Source organism: Streptomyces sp. R28 (genome assembly GCF_041052385.1).
Classification (GTDB): domain Bacteria; phylum Actinomycetota; class Actinomycetes; order Streptomycetales; family Streptomycetaceae; genus Streptomyces.
In genome coordinates this window covers 6,775,438-6,790,417 of the sequence record NZ_CP163439.1, presented here as the reverse complement: position 1 = coordinate 6,790,417, position 14,980 = coordinate 6,775,438, and the positions used below count along the sequence as shown (strand labels likewise).

The window sequence follows — 14,980 nt, the reverse complement described above, 5'->3', positions numbered from 1 at the left end:
AAGTTGTGCACTTGGGTCAGATGTGCCCGTCCTCCAGCATTTCGGTCACAAGGGCGGCGATCTGGGACCTCTCGGACCGCGTCAGCGTGACGTGGGCGAAGAGGGGATGTCCCTTCAGCTTCTCCACGACGGCGACGACACCGTCGTAGCGCCCGACCCTCAGGTTGTCCCGCTGGGCCACGTCATGGGTGAGAACCACCCGTGAATTAGCGCCAATTCGGGACAGAACAGTCAGCAGGACATTCCTTTCCAGTGACTGCGCCTCGTCCACGATCACAAACGCGTCGTGCAGCGAGCGCCCACGGATATGGGTGAGAGGCAGCACTTCCAGCATGCCGCGCGCGGTGACTTCTTCGATGACCTCGCGGCTGGTGACCGCGGACAGCGTGTCGAAGACCGCCTGCGCCCAGGGGCTCATCTTCTCGGCCTCGGAGCCGGGCAGATAGCCGAGCTCCTGCCCGCCGACCGCGTACAGCGGCCGGAAGACCATCACCTTCTGGTGCTGACGGCGCTCCAGCACGGCCTCGAGGCCGGCGCACAGCGCCAGCGCCGACTTGCCGGTGCCGGCCCGGCCTCCCATGGACACGATCCCGACGTCCGGGTCGAGGAGCAGATCGAGCGCGATCCGCTGCTCGGCGCTACGGCCCTTGATGCCGAAGGCCTCCCGGTCGCCGCGCACCAGCCGGACGTTGCCCTCGGGCGTGATCCGGCCCAGCGCCTTGCCGCGCTCGGACTGGATGGTCAGTCCGGTGTGCACGGGCATCCGGGCGACCTCGGGGACATGGACGTGCCCCTCCTCGAAGAGGATGTCCACCTGCTCGCCAGGCAGGGTCAGTTCGGACATTCCGGTCCAACCGGATGCGTCCGTGATGGCGAGCTCGGCGCGGTACTCCTCGGCGAGGAGACCGACGGACGAGGCCTTGATCCTGAGCGGCAGGTCCTTCGACACGACGGTGACGTCGAACCCCTCGGCCTGCAGATTGCGGGCGACCGCGAGGATGCGGGAGTCGTTGTCCCCCAGGCGGTAGCCGGTCGGCAGCACGCTGGGGTCCGAGTGGTTGAGCTCGACACGGACGGTCCCGCCGAGGTCCCCGATCGGGATGGGGGCATCGAGACGGCCGTGCGACACCCGGAACTCGTCGAGCAGACGCAGCGCCTGCCGGGCGAAGTAACCGAGTTCGGGATGGTGCCGCTTGGCCTCCAGTTCCGTCACCACGACGATGGGGAGCACGACCTCGTGCTCGTCGAAGCGGCTCAGGGCGCCTGGGTCGGCCAGCAGGACGCTGGTGTCGAGAACGTAGGTGCGCCGGTCTGGCTTGTGGCGCTTTGTGCTGGTCACCACGGAAGGACGTACCCCCTCGGATGAGGTCGGGGAGCGACGGAGTGGAGCTGGACCGGTCGTCGGCCGCCCTGCACGCCGTGCAAGGGCCGAAAACCGGCCCTCCACTGCTTCTTCCGTGCCGTGACCGCACGGTCGAGCTGGTGCAAAGGGCCTCCCGGGCGGACGGCTCCGGCGCCGTCCGCTGAGATACGACACCCGTGGTTCGGGCGTCGACCTGCTTGGCTTATGCCCTCGAACATGCGGTGCCATGCCAGCGCATATGACGGCGCGCTGGTGAACTCCTTGTTACTTCTGTCCCGGAGAGGGTGGCTTTCGTCGCACCCGGATACGGCGGTGAGAGCGCCGAGAGGGGATCAGCCGCCGTAACGCCGGTGCCGGGCCGCGTAGTCACGCAGGGCACGCAGGAAGTCGACCTTGCGGAAGGCCGGCCAGAAGACCTCGCAGAAGTAGTACTCGGAGTGGGCCGTTTGCCACAGCATGAATCCGGACAGCCGCTGCTCGCCGCTGGTACGGATCACGAGGTCCGGGTCGGGCTGGTCGCCGGTGTAGAGATGGCTGCTGATCAGGTCGACGCTGACGGACTCGGCGAGGTCCTCCATCGAGGTGCCCTTGTCCTGCGCGTCGACGATCATCGACCGCACGGCGTCGGCGATCTCCTGGCGTCCGCCGTAGCCGATGGCGACGTTGACCAGTATCCCGTCGACGTGCGCGGTGGTTTCCTCGGCCTCCTTGAGCGTGGTCTGCATCCCGGCCGGCAGCAGGTCGGGCGTGCCGACGTGGTGCACGCGCCAGCGGCCGTCGGTGGCGAGGGTGCGGACGACGTCCTCGATGATCCCGAGGAGCGGGCCGAGCTCGTCCTGCGGCCGGTCGAAGTTGTCGGTCGACAGCAGCCAGAGGGTGACGACCTCGACGTCCGTCTCGGAGCACCAGCCGAGGAACTCCTCGATCTTCTCGGCACCGGCCCGGTGACCGTGCACGGTGGTGGAACCCGCGGCCTTCGCCCAGCGCCGGTTGCCGTCCATGATGACGCCGATGTGCTTGGGCACCTGAGCGTGGTCCAGGTGGCCTTCCACCCGGCGTGCGTACAGCCTGACCAGCAGGCCGCGCAGCTTGTCGCGCAGGTTCACGTGATTGTCAGCCCCTCCGTACGGATACGGTCCCCGCGCCAGGAGCGTACCGGGATTGCGGTGGGCGCGTCTCATCGGGGTGCGGGCGGGTTGATCGGGGCTGGTCGCGCCCACGCGGCGGAGCCGCACATCGATACAGTCCCGCGCCCCGGCGGTCCCGCGCCCCTGAGGGACACACAGTCCCCGGCGTTCGAGTGCGCCCCCCTGATCCGAGCAAGAAAAAACGGGCCGGTCCGTGGGGGGGAGACGGACCGGCCCGAGGGGGGGTTTCCACCATAACCCTTCGTAAGGGATGCTGCGCGCATCGGCGTGCCACAATCACTCTCCGAAATCACTCGGCGACGGCCCGGTGGCCATGACAGGGCACTTTCGTGGCCGATTCATGGCTGGTTCGGAGCCGATTCCCAGGGGAAACGCGTGGGATGCGGCCGGATCCGGAGGGTTTGCCGCACCTTGGGCCTCGCTCGGCGACTTGTCCGCACTTCCCTCCCCCGGGTGACCCCGACCGCGAACGTCCGCTTGACGCCGCACACGATGACGCGGAGCGGACGCGGGTCCGATGCGATGCGCGTCCAGCTGGGGTGCGTACGGGGGCCCAGCACCGCGCAGCCCCCTCCGCCGCGCGGTGCCGCCGCGCAGCTTTGCTTACGCGAATTATCTTGGTCTGAACTTACGTGAGGGGCAGAACGAAAGCGAGTCGGCCGCCATAACAATGTGGAAAAGGTGTGGCCTCCTTTGATGCGCAGGAGGCGAAGGGCGTTCGCGTACGGATGCACGGTTTGCACCGCACCTCACATGGTGGGTGCGAAGCGGACAGGATCTGACCTCTGTCCGGCCTAACGTCGCCCTATGACTGTCACTGTCACGTGGGACCGGGTAAGCGCGCGGCGGCTGGAGCGGCAGTTCCTGGACCGCCCCGCCGAGCGCGGCACGCCGGTCGGCGATGTGGTCGGGGCGATGCTGGGGGCGCATGCGCAGGTGCTGTCCGCGGCCGAGGTGTCGGTGGGGGTGCGGGCCGCCGGGGTGACGCGGGCGGACGTGCGGGCCGCGCTCTGGGAGGACCACTCACTGGTGAAGACGTTCGGCCCGCGCGGAACCGTCCATCTGCTCCCCGCCGCCGAGCTGCCGCTGTGGTGCGGTGCGCTGACGGCGATTCCGACGGGCCCGAGCCCGTTACCGCCGGATGTCCGGGTGACGGAGGAACAGGCGGAGCAGATCGTGGCGGCGATCGGGGACGCCCTCGGCGGGGGGTGTCTGACCGTGGAGGAGCTGGGCGAGGAGGTGGTGGCCCGCACCGGATCCTGGGCCGGTGACCTGGTGGTGCCCGCCTTCCAGGGCCTGTGGCCGCGCTGGCGGCAGGTGCTGCACCGGGCCGGCCAGTCGGGCGCGCTGTGCTTCGGCCCGAACCGGGGGCGGAAGGTGACGTACACGCGGCCGCCGCAGTCCGCTGCGGGACCGGTGCCGGGGGCGGCGGCGTTGCCGGAGCTCGTACGCCGGTATCTGCGCGCGTACGGCCCGGCGACGCCCCGGCACTTCGCCAAGTGGCTGGCGGCGCCCGCGGCTTGGGCGCTCGCCCTGTTCGCGGAGCTGGCGGAGGCCGGGGAGGTCGAGGAGGTCGCCTTCGAGGGGGCGGCGGCCTGGGTGGCGGCGGGCGACACGGAGTTCCCGGTCGGGCGGCTGCGTGGCGTGCGGTTGCTGCCGTACTTCGACGCGTACGCCATCGCCGCGCAGCCGCGTGAGTCGCTGTTCCCCGGGGAGGCGTACCGGCGGGCGCTCGCGGGCGGCCAGGCGGGGAACTATCCGGTGCTGTTGGTGGACGGAGTGGTGGCGGGGGTCTGGCACCAGCGGCGCCGGGGCCGTCGTACGACCGTCACGGTGGAGCCGGTCGGGCGGCGCCTGACGGCGCGGCAGGAGCGGGAGTTGGGCGAACAGGTGGAGCGGGTGGGGGAAGTGCTGGAGGCGAAGGCGGAGCTGGTGGTCGGGGAGGTGACGGTCGGCCCGCATGCGTGAGGGGCGCGCCGGGCGGGTGTGAGGGGCCCGTCGGGCACGCTCAGGCGGTGGGCTTGCGGGCCGCGAAGAGGTGGCGGGTGCTGTGCGCGACGAAGGGGCCCTCGGTCCGGATCCGCTCGTGCAGGGCGCGGAGTCGGGGTCGGTACTCCTCGACGGTGAAGCCGGGGACCATCCACACCACCTTGCGCAGGAAATGGACGACGGCTGCGATGTCGTAGAACTCCATGCGCAGCCGCTCGGCCCGCACCTCGGCGATCTCCAGCCCGGCCGCCTCGGCGTCGGCGCGCTCACGGTCCGGGTGGCGGGTGGCGCTCTGCTCCTGCGGGAGGGGGCCGAGGAAGTACTCGACCAGCTCGAAGGCGCTGCGGGGCCCGACGTGCTGGGCGAAGTACGTGCCGCCGGGCTGGAGGATGCGGGCGATCTCGGCCCAGTGCGGGTTGACCGGGTGCCGGCTGCTGACGAGGTCGAAGGCGCCGTCGGCGAAGGGCAGCGGGGCGTCCTCGGGCGAGGCGACGACGGCGACGCCGTGCGGGCGCAGGAGGGCGGTGGCCTTGGCGATGTTCGGCGGCCAGCCCTCGGTGGCGACGGTGAGGGTGGGTGCTTGGGGGGCGGCGCGGCGGAGGGCGAAGTCGAGGACCTCTCCTCCGCCGGTCTGGACGTCGAGGGCGGCGGTGGCAAGGGAGAGCCGCTCGGCGAGGGACGAGGCGTATCCCCAGGACGGCCGCGCCTCGGTGGCCCGCCCCTCGAACCACGAGAAGTCCCAGCCTTCGGTGGGGACGGCGGCGCCCTCGGCGACGAGCTCTTCGAAGGTACGGGTGCGCTGCGGATGCGGCTCCTTCATATGGTGATCGTCTCAGGGCCTTGTCCGTGGGCGCCGCTCATTTTCCTGGGGCGGACAGCACGAGCAGCACGTGTTCGTCGTCGCCGTGGTGGATGGTGCCCTCGCGCTGGAAGCCATGCCGTTCGAGGAGCCGTACGGAGGCTGTGTTGGCGTGGAAGGGGTCGGCGTACAGCGGACGCGTCTGCTCGAGTGCGAGGAAGAGGGCGAGAGCCTTGGTGCCGATGCCCCGCCCCCAGTACGGCCGTCCGAGCCAGTAGCCGAGGAAGCGGCGGTCGCCGTCCCACCAGGAGACGACGCTTCCGGCCACGTCGTCCCCCACCGTGACCGTCTGCACGAGGCAGGTCTCGTCCCGGAGCACATTCGTCCCCCAGTGCTTCAGGAAGGCCTCCCGCGGCCGGGGCGTGAATCTCGACCGCCGGACGGCCTCCGGGTCGTGCTCGTAGGCCAGGAAGGCCTCGAGGTCGGCGTCCCGCACGTCCCGCAGCCCTACGTCTGTGTAGGCGTCGTCGCTCAGTTCTTCGCGCATGTCCAGGAGTGTGGCAGGAGCCACTGACAACGCCCCTGCGCCGAGAGCCGGTTCGAACGCGCTACGGCACCAACGGCCGGACTTCCTCGGCCACGAACCGTACGAACCCCTCCGGGTCGGGCTCGTCCCCCGTCGGCTGCAGCACCACGGTGTCGGCACCGGCATCCGCGAGCCGCTGCACGGCCTTCGCGACGGCCCCGGCATCCCCCGCGACACCGAGGTCCGGCACAGAACCGCACCCCTCGGCTTCGAGCTCGGCCTTGAGACGGGCAGGCCCGTCGGGCCCGGTGGCGGTCAGGAGGTAGACGACGACCTGGTGCGACGCCTCATCGGTACGTCCCGCCGACTCCCGCCCCTCGTCGATGAGCTGCCGCGCCCGCCGTACCCCCTCCGGCGAAGTCGAGGCGGTGAGCAGCGTCCCGTCGGCCGCCTCACCGGCGAGCCGCAGCGAGCGCGGCCCGGTGACCCCGGCGATGACGGGCACCGGCTCGGCGGGAGGCCAGTCGAGGGCGACGTCGTCGAGCTTGACGTACCGCCCCTCGACGGTCACCCGCTCCCCACGCAACAGGGCGCGCAGCACGTCGAGATGCTCGCGCAACAGGGTCACCGGCGACTCGGCCCGCGCCCCGACCTGACCCATCCAGTCCTGCACACCGTGCCCGAGGGCGAGGATCGGACGGCCCGGGAACATACGGTGGAGGGAGGCGGCCTCCATGGCGGTGATGGCGACGTTCCGCAACGGGACGGGGAGGAGTCCGATGCCGACCCGCACCCGCTCGGTCCACGCGAGTGCGGCGGCGGCCGTGGAGATCCCTCCCTCGCGGAAACAGTCCTCCCAGAGCCAGAGTTCTTCGAGGCCCGTCTCGTCCGCGAGGCGAGCGACGGATCGGAGTCGTTCGGGGGCGAGTTGGGGGCGGAAGATTGCACCGAGTCCGGTCATGGAGGCTTTCCTACCCGGCCGGCGCTCGGCGGACAACAGAGTTTTCGAATGGCTCCCAGGAGGTGCCCGAGCATGGGACGACGGTGGCGTGACGGGCGGGGCACGTTGGTTGTTCACGGGGAGCGGGGTGACGTCTCGGTTCCCCTGGAGCTCGCGTCGTCGTATCGGGCCCGTACGAAGGGGCTCCTGGGGCGTGACTTCGTCGACGGGGCGATGCTGCTGACGCCCGCGAGTGGTGTGCACACCTTCCGCATGCGCATCCCCATCGACGTGGCCTACCTGGACCGCAAGCTGAACGTCATCGCCGTACGCACCATGCAGCCGGGGCGCATGGGCCTGCCCCGGCTTCGTTCGCGGCATGTGGTGGAGGCTGGGGCCAGGGTGATGGCGGGGTGGGGGTTGCGGGCGGGGGTGCGGGTGTCGGTCGGGGCCGAGTGAGCAGCGACGTCACCCACTGAGGTGGACGTCGTCCATTCACGGCAACGGTCAGTTGTCCGAGCGCGGGAAGGAGACCTCCACCCGTCGGTTCTTCTTACGGCCCGCCTCCGTCGCGTTCGAAGAGATCGGGTACTGCTCGCCGTAGCCCCGCACCTCGTATGTGACCGTGGAGTCGCTCAGCGCCGAATCCAGGACTCCCTGTACGGCGTTCGCGCGCTTCCTGGACAGGACGTCGCCGTGGGCCGAGGAGCCGAGGTTGTCGGTGAAGCCGAAGACGCGGATCCGCGTGGCCTTCTGGGTGTTGATCTCCTCGGCGATCTCCGAGATGCGTGCCTTTGCCTCGCCGGTCAGCTTCGCGCTGTCCTTGGGGAAGAGGACCTCCGCCTGGAGGGCGAACTTCACGTCCGTGTTGGTGTCTTCCCGGCGCTCCTCGCCGGCCTGGTCCTCGACGACCTGCTTGATGTCCAGGACCTTGGGTTCTGCGAGGGTCGCGCCCTCGGGGAGCTTGAGGTCGGGGTCGTTCGCGTCCACTTCGACGGGGGCGGCGGCGGTCGCTTCGGTGCCGGGCGGGACGACGGGGTCGTCGGCTGCGTCGGCTGTTGTGGCGCCGAGGATGTGGGTGGCGAGCATGACTGTGGCTGCGGTGAGGGTCAGGGTGAGGCGAGGGGTGCGGGTCATGGTGGGCCTCACCCGGAGATCGTGATCGGGGCGCTGGCGAACGTCGGCAGTTGGAAGTCGACCTCGGTCGTGTCCGCGGGCGGTGCCGGGAACTGCATGAACACAGACAGGCTTTCGCCGGCCTTGAGAATCGAGAAGCCCGTGGTGGTCAGCGGGCGGCCATCGGTGTCGCGCAGCACGTAGTACCGCTTCTTGCTCTTCGAATCGACAAGCGCGGCACCGCCGAGTGACCTGCCGTGCCGGACGATCTCCGTCTCGTCGCCCCGCACCTGCGAGGGCACGGTGGCGCTCTTGTCGCCGTCGTTCTTCAGAGTGCCGTTCACCGTGAGGAAGCCTCCGGAGTCACGCTCGGCAGAGGTGATCTGGAGGAACAACCCGTCCGCGCCCTTCAGTTCGGCGAGGGGCGCGTCGGATTGCCCTTCCTGAGTGCTCGGCCGGGACCCACCCCTGTCGGAAGCCGACGCCGACGTCTCCGGTTTCTTGTCGTCCCCGCCCCCTCCCCCGCAGCCGGATACGCCGACGGCCAGACCGGCCGCGAGCGCCCATGCCACCATCCCCCTGCGGCCCTTAGCCGTGAACCGAATGCTCATCACTCTGCTTCCCTCATCACTCATCATTCGCTTGCCCGTCGGCCAGGTGGACGTCGAAGAGGTCCTCGGGTCGTGGGAGATCGTCGAGATTCTCCGGGTCCAGGGTCCAGTCCTGGTCCTTGCAGGTGAGCTGCGGCAGCGCGTCTTCCCCTGCGTCCTCTCCCGGGAGCTCGAAATCGCAGAGCGGCTCGATCACGGCCGTGGCTCTCGCCGTCGAGTACATGTCCTCGGTGCCGGGCACGATGGAATCACCGACGGGCTTTGTGGCCCGGACGTCGACCGTGTAGCCGGGGGGCAGTCCCAACTTCGCCGTGCAGTACGCGGTGGCGTCGTTCTGTGCTGCCAACTGCTCCGCTCGACCACATCCGTCGAAGGTCACGCCCTTGCCGTCGAAGATGTCCTGCCACTGTGTCGGGTCGAGTACGTTCTCCACCCACTCGTCCGTGAGTTTGTCCCGAGTGTCCAGGGCCGCCGCGAGCGCCGCCGCGTCCGCTGCCGTCTGGGCACCGTTCCGGTTCGCCGCCGCTTGGCCGACCGCCAGGTAAACGAACGCAAGCATGAGCAGGCCCCCCACCACCGTGATGTAGAGGGGGAATGCCTGCCCTGCGTCGCCGAACCTACGAGTCGCCCTCAGCCGCCGGTAACTTCCGCGATTTTCTCGGTGATCGCGTCGTAGATCGTGCTGCCGATGTCCGTCCCCGTGATCGCCAACACGATCGCCACCACCACCGCGATGATCCCCAAGTACTCCACCGCCGTCTGCCCCGTGTCGTCGCGAGCGGCACGGGAGCGCAGGTACTCGACGGTCGTGTTGATCCAGTTGCTCATGGTGTTCCCCTCCGGTGTCCGGCGATCGCTGAGCGCTTGGCTCATGCACATGAGAAACGTAAGCGCGATTACCCGAAACACCAGAGGGTCCCTGGGCCCAATTTCGGGCCCAGGCCGAAATCCTTCGCTCTGTCATCGCCGGTCAACTCCGTCCTGGGTGTGAACCCGGGGCCGTACCCAGCCACTTGGCGGCGGCTTCCGCTCGGCTGGTGCTGTGGAGTTTGGCGAAGATCCGGTTGATGTGGTTCTTGACCGTCTTCTCGCTGATGAAGCAGGTGGCGGCGATCTGCTGGTTGTTCATGCCCGATGCGATGAGGTCCATGATCTCCGCCTCCCTCCTGCTCAGCTGGAACCGTGACCGGTACGACGACGACTGTCCCACATCTGGTTGCAGTTGCGAAAGCAGTTCCCCGAAATTCCCTGTGGTGGTTGGGTCTTTGATGTTTGCTTGCGCGAGGGACGCCAAAGCGGTGGGGGTGAAGTGGGAGCGGCCGTCCTTCGTGTCCCTCACCGCCCTCACCAGTTCGTCCGCCGTGAACTCCCCATGCACCAGATAGCCGACCGCCCCTCGGCGCATGGCCGCACGGACCGTCTCCGACTCCCCGCTGTACGTCAGCATCATCACCGGGGCCGTACGGACCAGGTGCGGGAGCGCCTCGATGCCGTCCATGCCCGGCATCCGGACGTCCAGGAGGATCGCGTCGGGGCGGTGCCGGAGGGCCGCCTCGTGGGCCTCGTGGCCGTTGGCCGCCTCGGCCACGACCGTTATGTCCTCGTGGGTGGAGAGAAGAGCCGTCAGGCCTGCCCGGACCACTGGGTTGTCGTCGGCCACGACGATCCGGAGGGAGGTGTTCATGGGGTCGCCTCAGTTGTCGTCAGGGCCGCCAACGGGAGTTCCAGGCGGACCTCCGTCCCCGTGGAATGGGCCCCCTTGCCGATGTGGAGGCGCGCGCCGATCGAGGCAGCTCGTTCCGTCATGCCGATCAGGCCGAAGTGGCCCGAGCGGCGCAGGTGTTCGAAGGTGGTGTCGGGGGGCAGGCCCCGGCCGTCGTCCTGGACCGTCAGGAACAGCGATTCGCCCTGGACGCCCGCCCGTACGTCGACCCGGGTCGCGTTCGCGTGGCGATGGGCGTTCTCCAGGGCCTCCTCGGTGATGGTGAAGAGGTGGCGGGCCACGGCCGGCGGGAGCGGGGGCAAAGGTGCCTCGCCCGTGGAGTCGTACGTGGCTCGCATGCCGGTGCGGGTCGTGAAGCCGTCGATGCGAGCCGCCAGTTCGGACGTGATGTCCGTGGCGTGGTCCGGGTCGGACTCGCGGCGCAGGTCCGTCAGCAACTCTCGGGACTCGGCCGCGGCCCGGCGGGCCGCGCGGGACACCAGCTCCGCCTGCTCCTTGATGCGGGACGGGTCCATGGAGGCCGACGCCGCCGTAGCCGCCAGCCCCTCCGCCGCCAGCGCCACACCGTGCAGCGTCTTCGCCACCGAGTCGTGCATCTCGCGGGCCAGACGGGCCCGTTCCACGCTGACCGCCTCCGTCACCGCCAGGCGGGCCTGGATCGCCGTCAGGACCTCGGTGGCCTTGCCGAAGCGGAGCATGAGGTTGCGCAGGGACGAGCCGAGCGCTCCCGTTATGACGCAGAGGCCCGGCAACAGGAGTTTCTCCGCCAGGCCGCTGCCCGCCTGCGCGTCCCTGTTGATCGCGTAGGCCAGCAGCAGGATCAGGGACTGGGCGCTGGCGAACACCGCCGCGCCCCGGTAGCCGTAGACGATGCCGGCCAGGAGCGGGGTGCAGACGCTGACGTAGGCCAGGGTGGTGTCCGGGCCCGCGGAGATGAGGAGGAGGGAGGTGAAGAGGGTGTCGACGGCCAGGAGGGTGGGGTGGCGCAGGAGGAGAGGGCCGAAGCGTTCCCAGTCGCGGAACAGGGCGTACGAGGCCATGAAGGTGATGACCACCGCCGCGGCCACCAGCCTGGTGCCCAGGCCCGGTGCAGCGTTGAGCAGGGCCCCGGGGGCCGCCAGCGCGATCATGGCGAGGCGGAAGCCGAAGACCTGGCGGCACATCGCCTGGAGGGCGTTTATCTGGAGAGTGATCTTCGGGGAGCGCTCGGGCTCCCCGGTGCTCGCCGCCCGCCGCGTCGCCGCCGCCGACGTCGTCATCGCCGCCGACATCACCGTCGCCGCCCGGGACGTCCACCGGCGGCGCAGAAGCGCGAGGCCGGGCCTCGCCACCCCCTGATCCGCGCGCGCCCCCACTCCCGCGCTCACGCTCGCCCCCACTCCCGCGCTCGCGCCCACTCCCGTCCCCGCTCCCGCCCCCGCCCCAACCCCCGTGCCCATCCACACCGGCATACCCGCCATACCCGCCATACCCGCGATACCCGCGATACCCGCGATACCCGCGATACCCGCGATACCCGCCATACAGCCCTCCCCCCTACTCCCCCGTCAACGACCCGAAGTCCGTCCCCCACCCCAGCAACAGCCCCGCCCCCAGCAGGATCATGGTCGCCGGAACCATGAACGTCGTGATCATCATCGTGGCCTTGGGCACCGCCCGGGCCGCCTTCCGCCGGGCGTTCTGGGCGTCCGTGCGGCGCATGTCCTTCGCCAGTGCCACCAGCGTGTCGACGATCGGCGCGCCCAGTTCCTCCCCCTGCTGGAGTGCCGTCACGAACATGGCCACCTGTTCCGAGTCGTTCCTCCGCCGCAGCTCCGCGAAGGCCTGGCGGCGGCTCATGCCGAGGTCCATCTGGCGCAGGGTGATGCGCAGTTCGTCGGCCCAGGGGCCCTCGTACTTCGAGGCGACCCGGTCCAGTGCCTGGCGAAAGCCCAGGCCCGCGCTCACCACGACCGCCAGTACGTCCAGGAAGTCGGGCAGGGTGCGTTCGATCTCGTCCTTCCTGATCCGGATCGCCGACCAGATGCCGACCTCCGTCCAGAAGGCGCCGAAGGCCAGCAGGAGGAGAGCCACCAGTACCTGGCCGCGGAGGAGGAAGACCAGGAAGCCGACCGCGCCCAGGAAGCCGTACACCGCACGCCTGGCCGCATAGCGGTCGATGGTCAGGCCGCCGGGGTTGCCCGCGAGGTCGATCTTGCGGCGGTACTTGGCGACCAGCTTAGGGCCCATCACGCGCAGCACCGCGGGGGCGTAGCGCATGCCCATGCGGTCGATGAGCGAGTCCACGGCGCCGGTGCGACTCGCGCCGATCTCCAGGGCCAGCGCCAGATCACCGGGCAGTTTCGCCTCCGCGCGGTACATGCGGATGCCGGCGAAGACCCCCCACACGCTCAGGGCAGTCACCAGTGCCAGGAGAAGTCCCAGTTGTCCGAGTCCCATTGTCTCGTTCGCCTCCCTGGCGGCTCAGACGTCGATCCGCGACAGGCGGCGGATCAGGATGAAGCCGACCGCGTACAGCCCGAATGCGATCAGCACCGCCGCCTGGCCCACCGGCGAACCCGTCATGCGGTCGAGGGCGCCGTCCTTCACCCCGTTCATCAGGAACAGGGAGCCGACACCCATGACCGGGACCGCGTACGAGGTCATGTTCACCTGGGAGAGCTGGGTACGGACCTCGCGTCTCGTCTCCTTGCGCTCCTCCAGCGTCTCCGTGAGGTTGCGCAGCGCGCTCACCACCTGGCCGCCGGCCCGGTTGGACAGCACCAGCGTGGTCACCAGGACGACCAGTTCGCGGGACGGCAGGCGTTCCGCCAGCTCGCCCAGGGCGTCGTCCATCGAGGCGCCCAGCGCCAGCTGATTGGAGACCTTGGCCAGTTCCTCGCCCGCCGGGGCGTCCAGCTCCTCCGCGGCCAGGCCGATGGCCGTACGCAGGGCGAGGCCCGCGTGGGCGGCGTTGGCGAGGATGCGGGCCAGTTCGGGGAGTTGGTTGATGAACTTCTCGATGCGCTTCTGGCGTTGCCAGTTGAGGAACTGGAGCGCCGCCCACACGCCCAGCAGGCCCGCGATCGGGCCGAAGAAGGGGGCCAGGGTCGCCTGGCCGATCAGCCACAGGCCCGCGACCGTCGCCAGCATGTAGACGAAGAACTCGCCGGGGGTGACGTCCAGGCCCGTTGCCGCCAGGCGGAGTTCCAGCCGCTTTCCCGGCTTCGTACGGCGCAGGCGGCGGTCCAGGTCCGTGAAGCGGCGTCGGCGGCCGGCTCCGCCGATCTGGCCGGTGGACGTCAGGCGGTCGACCAGGGCCTGGCGCTGGGCCCGGCCGGCGGCGTACGCGTGGACGCCGACCACGGCCAGGGCGCAGGTCAGCAGGGCGACGCCGGTCGTGAGGGTGATGCGGGTCTGCAGGTCCATGGGTGGGGTCCTACCTGGCTTCTCGGGTGGCGAGCTCGAGCGGTGACTGGGCGACGCCGAAGGCCTGGGGTATCGGCTGGCTCGCCATGTAGAGGCGGTCCGCAGTGCGGCGCGGGAGGGGGTGGTACGCGAAGGCGCCGTGGACGCGGCCGTCCGGCGTCATGGGCTGGGCGTGGAAGCGGGCCGCCGTCGCCAGGCGGTACGGCTCCGCGCCGTGGCTGTCCAGGATGGCGATCTCGGTGATCCTGCGGGCGCCGTCCGGGAACCGGGTCAGCTGGATGATCACGTCCACCGCGCTGTTGATCTGGTCGTGCAGCGCCTCGAAGGGGACCGTCACGTCGGACATGGACGCGAGGGTCTTCAGACGCATCAGGGCGTCCTCCGTGTTGTTGGCGTGCACGGTGGCCAGGGAGCCGTCGTGGCCCGTCGACATCGCCTGGAGCATGTCCAGGGACTCACCGCCGCGGACCTCACCGACGACGATGCGGTCGGGGCGCATGCGCAGGGAGTTGCGGACCAGGTCGCGGATCGTCACCTGACCCTTGCCCTCGACGTTCGGCGGGCGCGACTCCAGCCGGATCACATGGGACTGCTGGAGCTGGAGTTCGGCGGAGTCCTCGATGGTGATGATGCGCTCGTGCTCGGGGATCAGCCCCGACAGGGCGTTGAGCAGCGTGGTCTTCCCCGTGCCCGTCGCGCCCGAGACGATGATGTTGAACTTCGCCTGCACCAGCCCGGCCAGCAGATACACCATGGGCTCGTCGAGCGAGCCGAGGCCGGTCATCTCGTGCAGGGTGAAGGAGCGGGGGAAGCGGCGGATCGTCAGCGTCGCGCCGGTGAGGGACAGCGGCGGGATGATGACGTTCACGCGCTCGCCGGACGGCAGGCGTGCGTCCACCATCGGGTTGGACTCGTCGACCCGCCGGTTCACCGTCGAGACGATCCGCTCGATCGTCTGCATCAGCTGGTCGTGGGACGGGAAGCGGAGCGGCAACTGCTCGACCCGCCCGGCGCGTTCGACGAAGATCGCGTCCGGGCCGTTCACCATGATCTCGGTGATCGACGCGTCCTCCAGGAGCGGTTCGAGGATGCCGAGCCCGAGTGCCTCGTCGACGACGCGCCGGATCAGCTGTGAGCGCTCGACCGTCGACAGCACCGGGCCCTCACGGCTGATGATGTGGCCGAGCACCCGCTCCAGGCGGGCCCGGCGCTCGGCCGCGGCCAGCGAGCTCATCTCCGCGAGGTCGATCTCCTGAAGGAGCTTGGCCCGGTACGAGGCGACCAGGTGGCCGTCCTCGCCCCGGCCGGGGGTCTCCTCGGGGGTGTTGATGCGTGCGCGCAGGCTCATCGTCGGTGC

General features: G+C 69.9%; 16 protein-coding genes. 2 read left to right on the top strand and 14 right to left on the bottom strand.

The genetic code is table 11. The features are described 5' to 3' along the window. Positions 1-16 precede the first annotated feature (16 nt). Complete coding sequence (locus AB5J49_RS30580) at positions 17-1,342, bottom strand: PhoH family protein (RefSeq protein ID WP_369172086.1); 1,326 nt, start codon at positions 1,340-1,342, stop codon at positions 17-19. A gap of 353 nt (positions 1,343-1,695) precedes the next feature. Continuing rightward, a complete protein-coding gene (locus AB5J49_RS30575; protein WP_369172085.1) occupies positions 1,696-2,469 on the bottom strand; it encodes an isoprenyl transferase in 774 nt (257 codons plus the stop codon). 849 nt (positions 2,470-3,318) lie between these two features. On the opposite strand from AB5J49_RS30575, the gene AB5J49_RS30570 reads away from it, so the two are divergent. Further along, positions 3,319-4,479, top strand: coding sequence for a winged helix DNA-binding domain-containing protein (locus tag AB5J49_RS30570; RefSeq protein WP_369172084.1), 1,161 nt, complete (start codon positions 3,319-3,321; stop codon positions 4,477-4,479). A gap of 40 nt (positions 4,480-4,519) precedes the next feature. Here the strand turns inward: AB5J49_RS30570 and AB5J49_RS30565 are convergent, their stop codons facing one another. The 3 genes from AB5J49_RS30565 to AB5J49_RS30555 form a co-directional block, all read right to left on the bottom strand. Then, on the bottom strand, positions 4,520-5,320 hold the full coding sequence (locus tag AB5J49_RS30565) for a class I SAM-dependent methyltransferase (RefSeq protein ID WP_369172083.1): 801 nt from the start codon (positions 5,318-5,320) through the stop codon (positions 4,520-4,522). A 37-nt stretch (positions 5,321-5,357) separates the two neighbouring features. Beyond that, positions 5,358-5,846: a GNAT family N-acetyltransferase gene (locus AB5J49_RS30560; RefSeq protein WP_369172082.1), complete on the bottom strand. Its 489-nt coding sequence runs from the start codon at positions 5,844-5,846 to the stop codon at positions 5,358-5,360. A gap of 61 nt (positions 5,847-5,907) precedes the next feature. Continuing rightward, complete coding sequence (locus tag AB5J49_RS30555; RefSeq protein WP_369172081.1) at positions 5,908-6,786, bottom strand: LLM class flavin-dependent oxidoreductase; 879 nt, start codon at positions 6,784-6,786, stop codon at positions 5,908-5,910. 72 nt (positions 6,787-6,858) lie between these two features. On the opposite strand from AB5J49_RS30555, the gene AB5J49_RS30550 reads away from it, so the two are divergent. Continuing rightward, positions 6,859-7,224, top strand: coding sequence for a DUF192 domain-containing protein (locus AB5J49_RS30550; protein ID WP_369172080.1), 366 nt, complete (start codon positions 6,859-6,861; stop codon positions 7,222-7,224). A 48-nt stretch (positions 7,225-7,272) separates the two neighbouring features. Here AB5J49_RS30550 and AB5J49_RS30545 read toward each other — a convergent pair whose 3' ends face one another. The 9 genes from AB5J49_RS30545 to AB5J49_RS30505 form a co-directional block, all read right to left on the bottom strand. After that, positions 7,273-7,902 carry an OmpA family protein gene (locus AB5J49_RS30545; protein WP_369172079.1) on the bottom strand — a complete coding sequence of 210 codons (630 nt, stop codon included), beginning with the start codon at positions 7,900-7,902 and terminating at the stop codon, positions 7,273-7,275. Positions 7,903-7,910: 8 nt separating this feature from the next. Further along, positions 7,911-8,492, bottom strand: a complete 582-nt coding sequence (locus tag AB5J49_RS30540) for a hypothetical protein (protein WP_369172078.1) — start codon at positions 8,490-8,492, stop codon at positions 7,911-7,913. 16 nt (positions 8,493-8,508) lie between these two features. After that, positions 8,509-9,126: a pilus assembly protein TadG-related protein gene (locus AB5J49_RS30535; RefSeq protein ID WP_369175323.1), complete on the bottom strand. Its 618-nt coding sequence runs from the start codon at positions 9,124-9,126 to the stop codon at positions 8,509-8,511. Beyond that, positions 9,123-9,320, bottom strand: a complete 198-nt coding sequence (locus AB5J49_RS30530; RefSeq protein WP_369172077.1) for a Flp family type IVb pilin — start codon at positions 9,318-9,320, stop codon at positions 9,123-9,125. Before AB5J49_RS30530 ends, AB5J49_RS30535 begins: the two co-directional genes overlap by 4 nt. Before the next feature lie 142 nt (positions 9,321-9,462). Beyond that, a complete protein-coding gene (locus AB5J49_RS30525) occupies positions 9,463-10,176 on the bottom strand; it encodes a response regulator (RefSeq protein WP_369172076.1) in 714 nt (237 codons plus the stop codon). Further along, positions 10,173-11,474 carry a sensor histidine kinase gene (locus tag AB5J49_RS30520; protein ID WP_369175322.1) on the bottom strand — a complete coding sequence of 434 codons (1,302 nt, stop codon included), beginning with the start codon at positions 11,472-11,474 and terminating at the stop codon, positions 10,173-10,175. Before AB5J49_RS30520 ends, AB5J49_RS30525 begins: the two co-directional genes overlap by 4 nt. A 277-nt stretch (positions 11,475-11,751) precedes the next feature. Next, positions 11,752-12,654 carry a DUF5936 domain-containing protein gene (locus AB5J49_RS30515; RefSeq protein ID WP_369172075.1) on the bottom strand — a complete coding sequence of 301 codons (903 nt, stop codon included), beginning with the start codon at positions 12,652-12,654 and terminating at the stop codon, positions 11,752-11,754. Between the two features lie 24 nt (positions 12,655-12,678). Then, positions 12,679-13,623, bottom strand: a complete 945-nt coding sequence (locus AB5J49_RS30510; protein WP_369172074.1) for a type II secretion system F family protein — start codon at positions 13,621-13,623, stop codon at positions 12,679-12,681. 10 nt (positions 13,624-13,633) lie between these two features. Continuing rightward, positions 13,634-14,971 carry a CpaF family protein gene (locus AB5J49_RS30505; protein WP_369172073.1) on the bottom strand — a complete coding sequence of 446 codons (1,338 nt, stop codon included), beginning with the start codon at positions 14,969-14,971 and terminating at the stop codon, positions 13,634-13,636. Between the last annotated feature and the right edge of the window lie 9 nt (positions 14,972-14,980).

Excerpts from the sequence above, each read along its gene's own strand:
- AB5J49_RS30550 (WP_369172080.1), top strand. The coding sequence starts at position 6,859 with ATGGGACGACGGTGGCGTGACGGGCGGGGCACGTTGGTTGTTCACGGG.
- AB5J49_RS30505 (WP_369172073.1), bottom strand. The coding sequence starts at position 14,971 with ATGAGCCTGCGCGCACGCATCAACACCCCCGAGGAGACCCCCGGCCGG.
- AB5J49_RS30555 (WP_369172081.1), bottom strand. The coding sequence starts at position 6,786 with ATGACCGGACTCGGTGCAATCTTCCGCCCCCAACTCGCCCCCGAACGA.
- AB5J49_RS30510 (WP_369172074.1), bottom strand. The coding sequence starts at position 13,623 with ATGGACCTGCAGACCCGCATCACCCTCACGACCGGCGTCGCCCTGCTG.
- AB5J49_RS30540 (WP_369172078.1), bottom strand. The coding sequence starts at position 8,492 with ATGAGCATTCGGTTCACGGCTAAGGGCCGCAGGGGGATGGTGGCATGG.
- AB5J49_RS30545 (WP_369172079.1), bottom strand. The coding sequence starts at position 7,902 with ATGACCCGCACCCCTCGCCTCACCCTGACCCTCACCGCAGCCACAGTC.
- AB5J49_RS30530 (WP_369172077.1), bottom strand. The coding sequence starts at position 9,320 with ATGAGCAACTGGATCAACACGACCGTCGAGTACCTGCGCTCCCGTGCC.
- AB5J49_RS30570 (WP_369172084.1), top strand. The coding sequence starts at position 3,319 with ATGACTGTCACTGTCACGTGGGACCGGGTAAGCGCGCGGCGGCTGGAG.
- AB5J49_RS30515 (WP_369172075.1), bottom strand. The coding sequence starts at position 12,654 with ATGGGACTCGGACAACTGGGACTTCTCCTGGCACTGGTGACTGCCCTG.
- AB5J49_RS30520 (WP_369175322.1), bottom strand. The coding sequence starts at position 11,474 with ATGACGACGTCGGCGGCGGCGACGCGGCGGGCGGCGAGCACCGGGGAG.
- AB5J49_RS30565 (WP_369172083.1), bottom strand. The coding sequence starts at position 5,320 with ATGAAGGAGCCGCATCCGCAGCGCACCCGTACCTTCGAAGAGCTCGTC.
- AB5J49_RS30560 (WP_369172082.1), bottom strand. The coding sequence starts at position 5,846 with ATGCGCGAAGAACTGAGCGACGACGCCTACACAGACGTAGGGCTGCGG.
- AB5J49_RS30525 (WP_369172076.1), bottom strand. The coding sequence starts at position 10,176 with ATGAACACCTCCCTCCGGATCGTCGTGGCCGACGACAACCCAGTGGTC.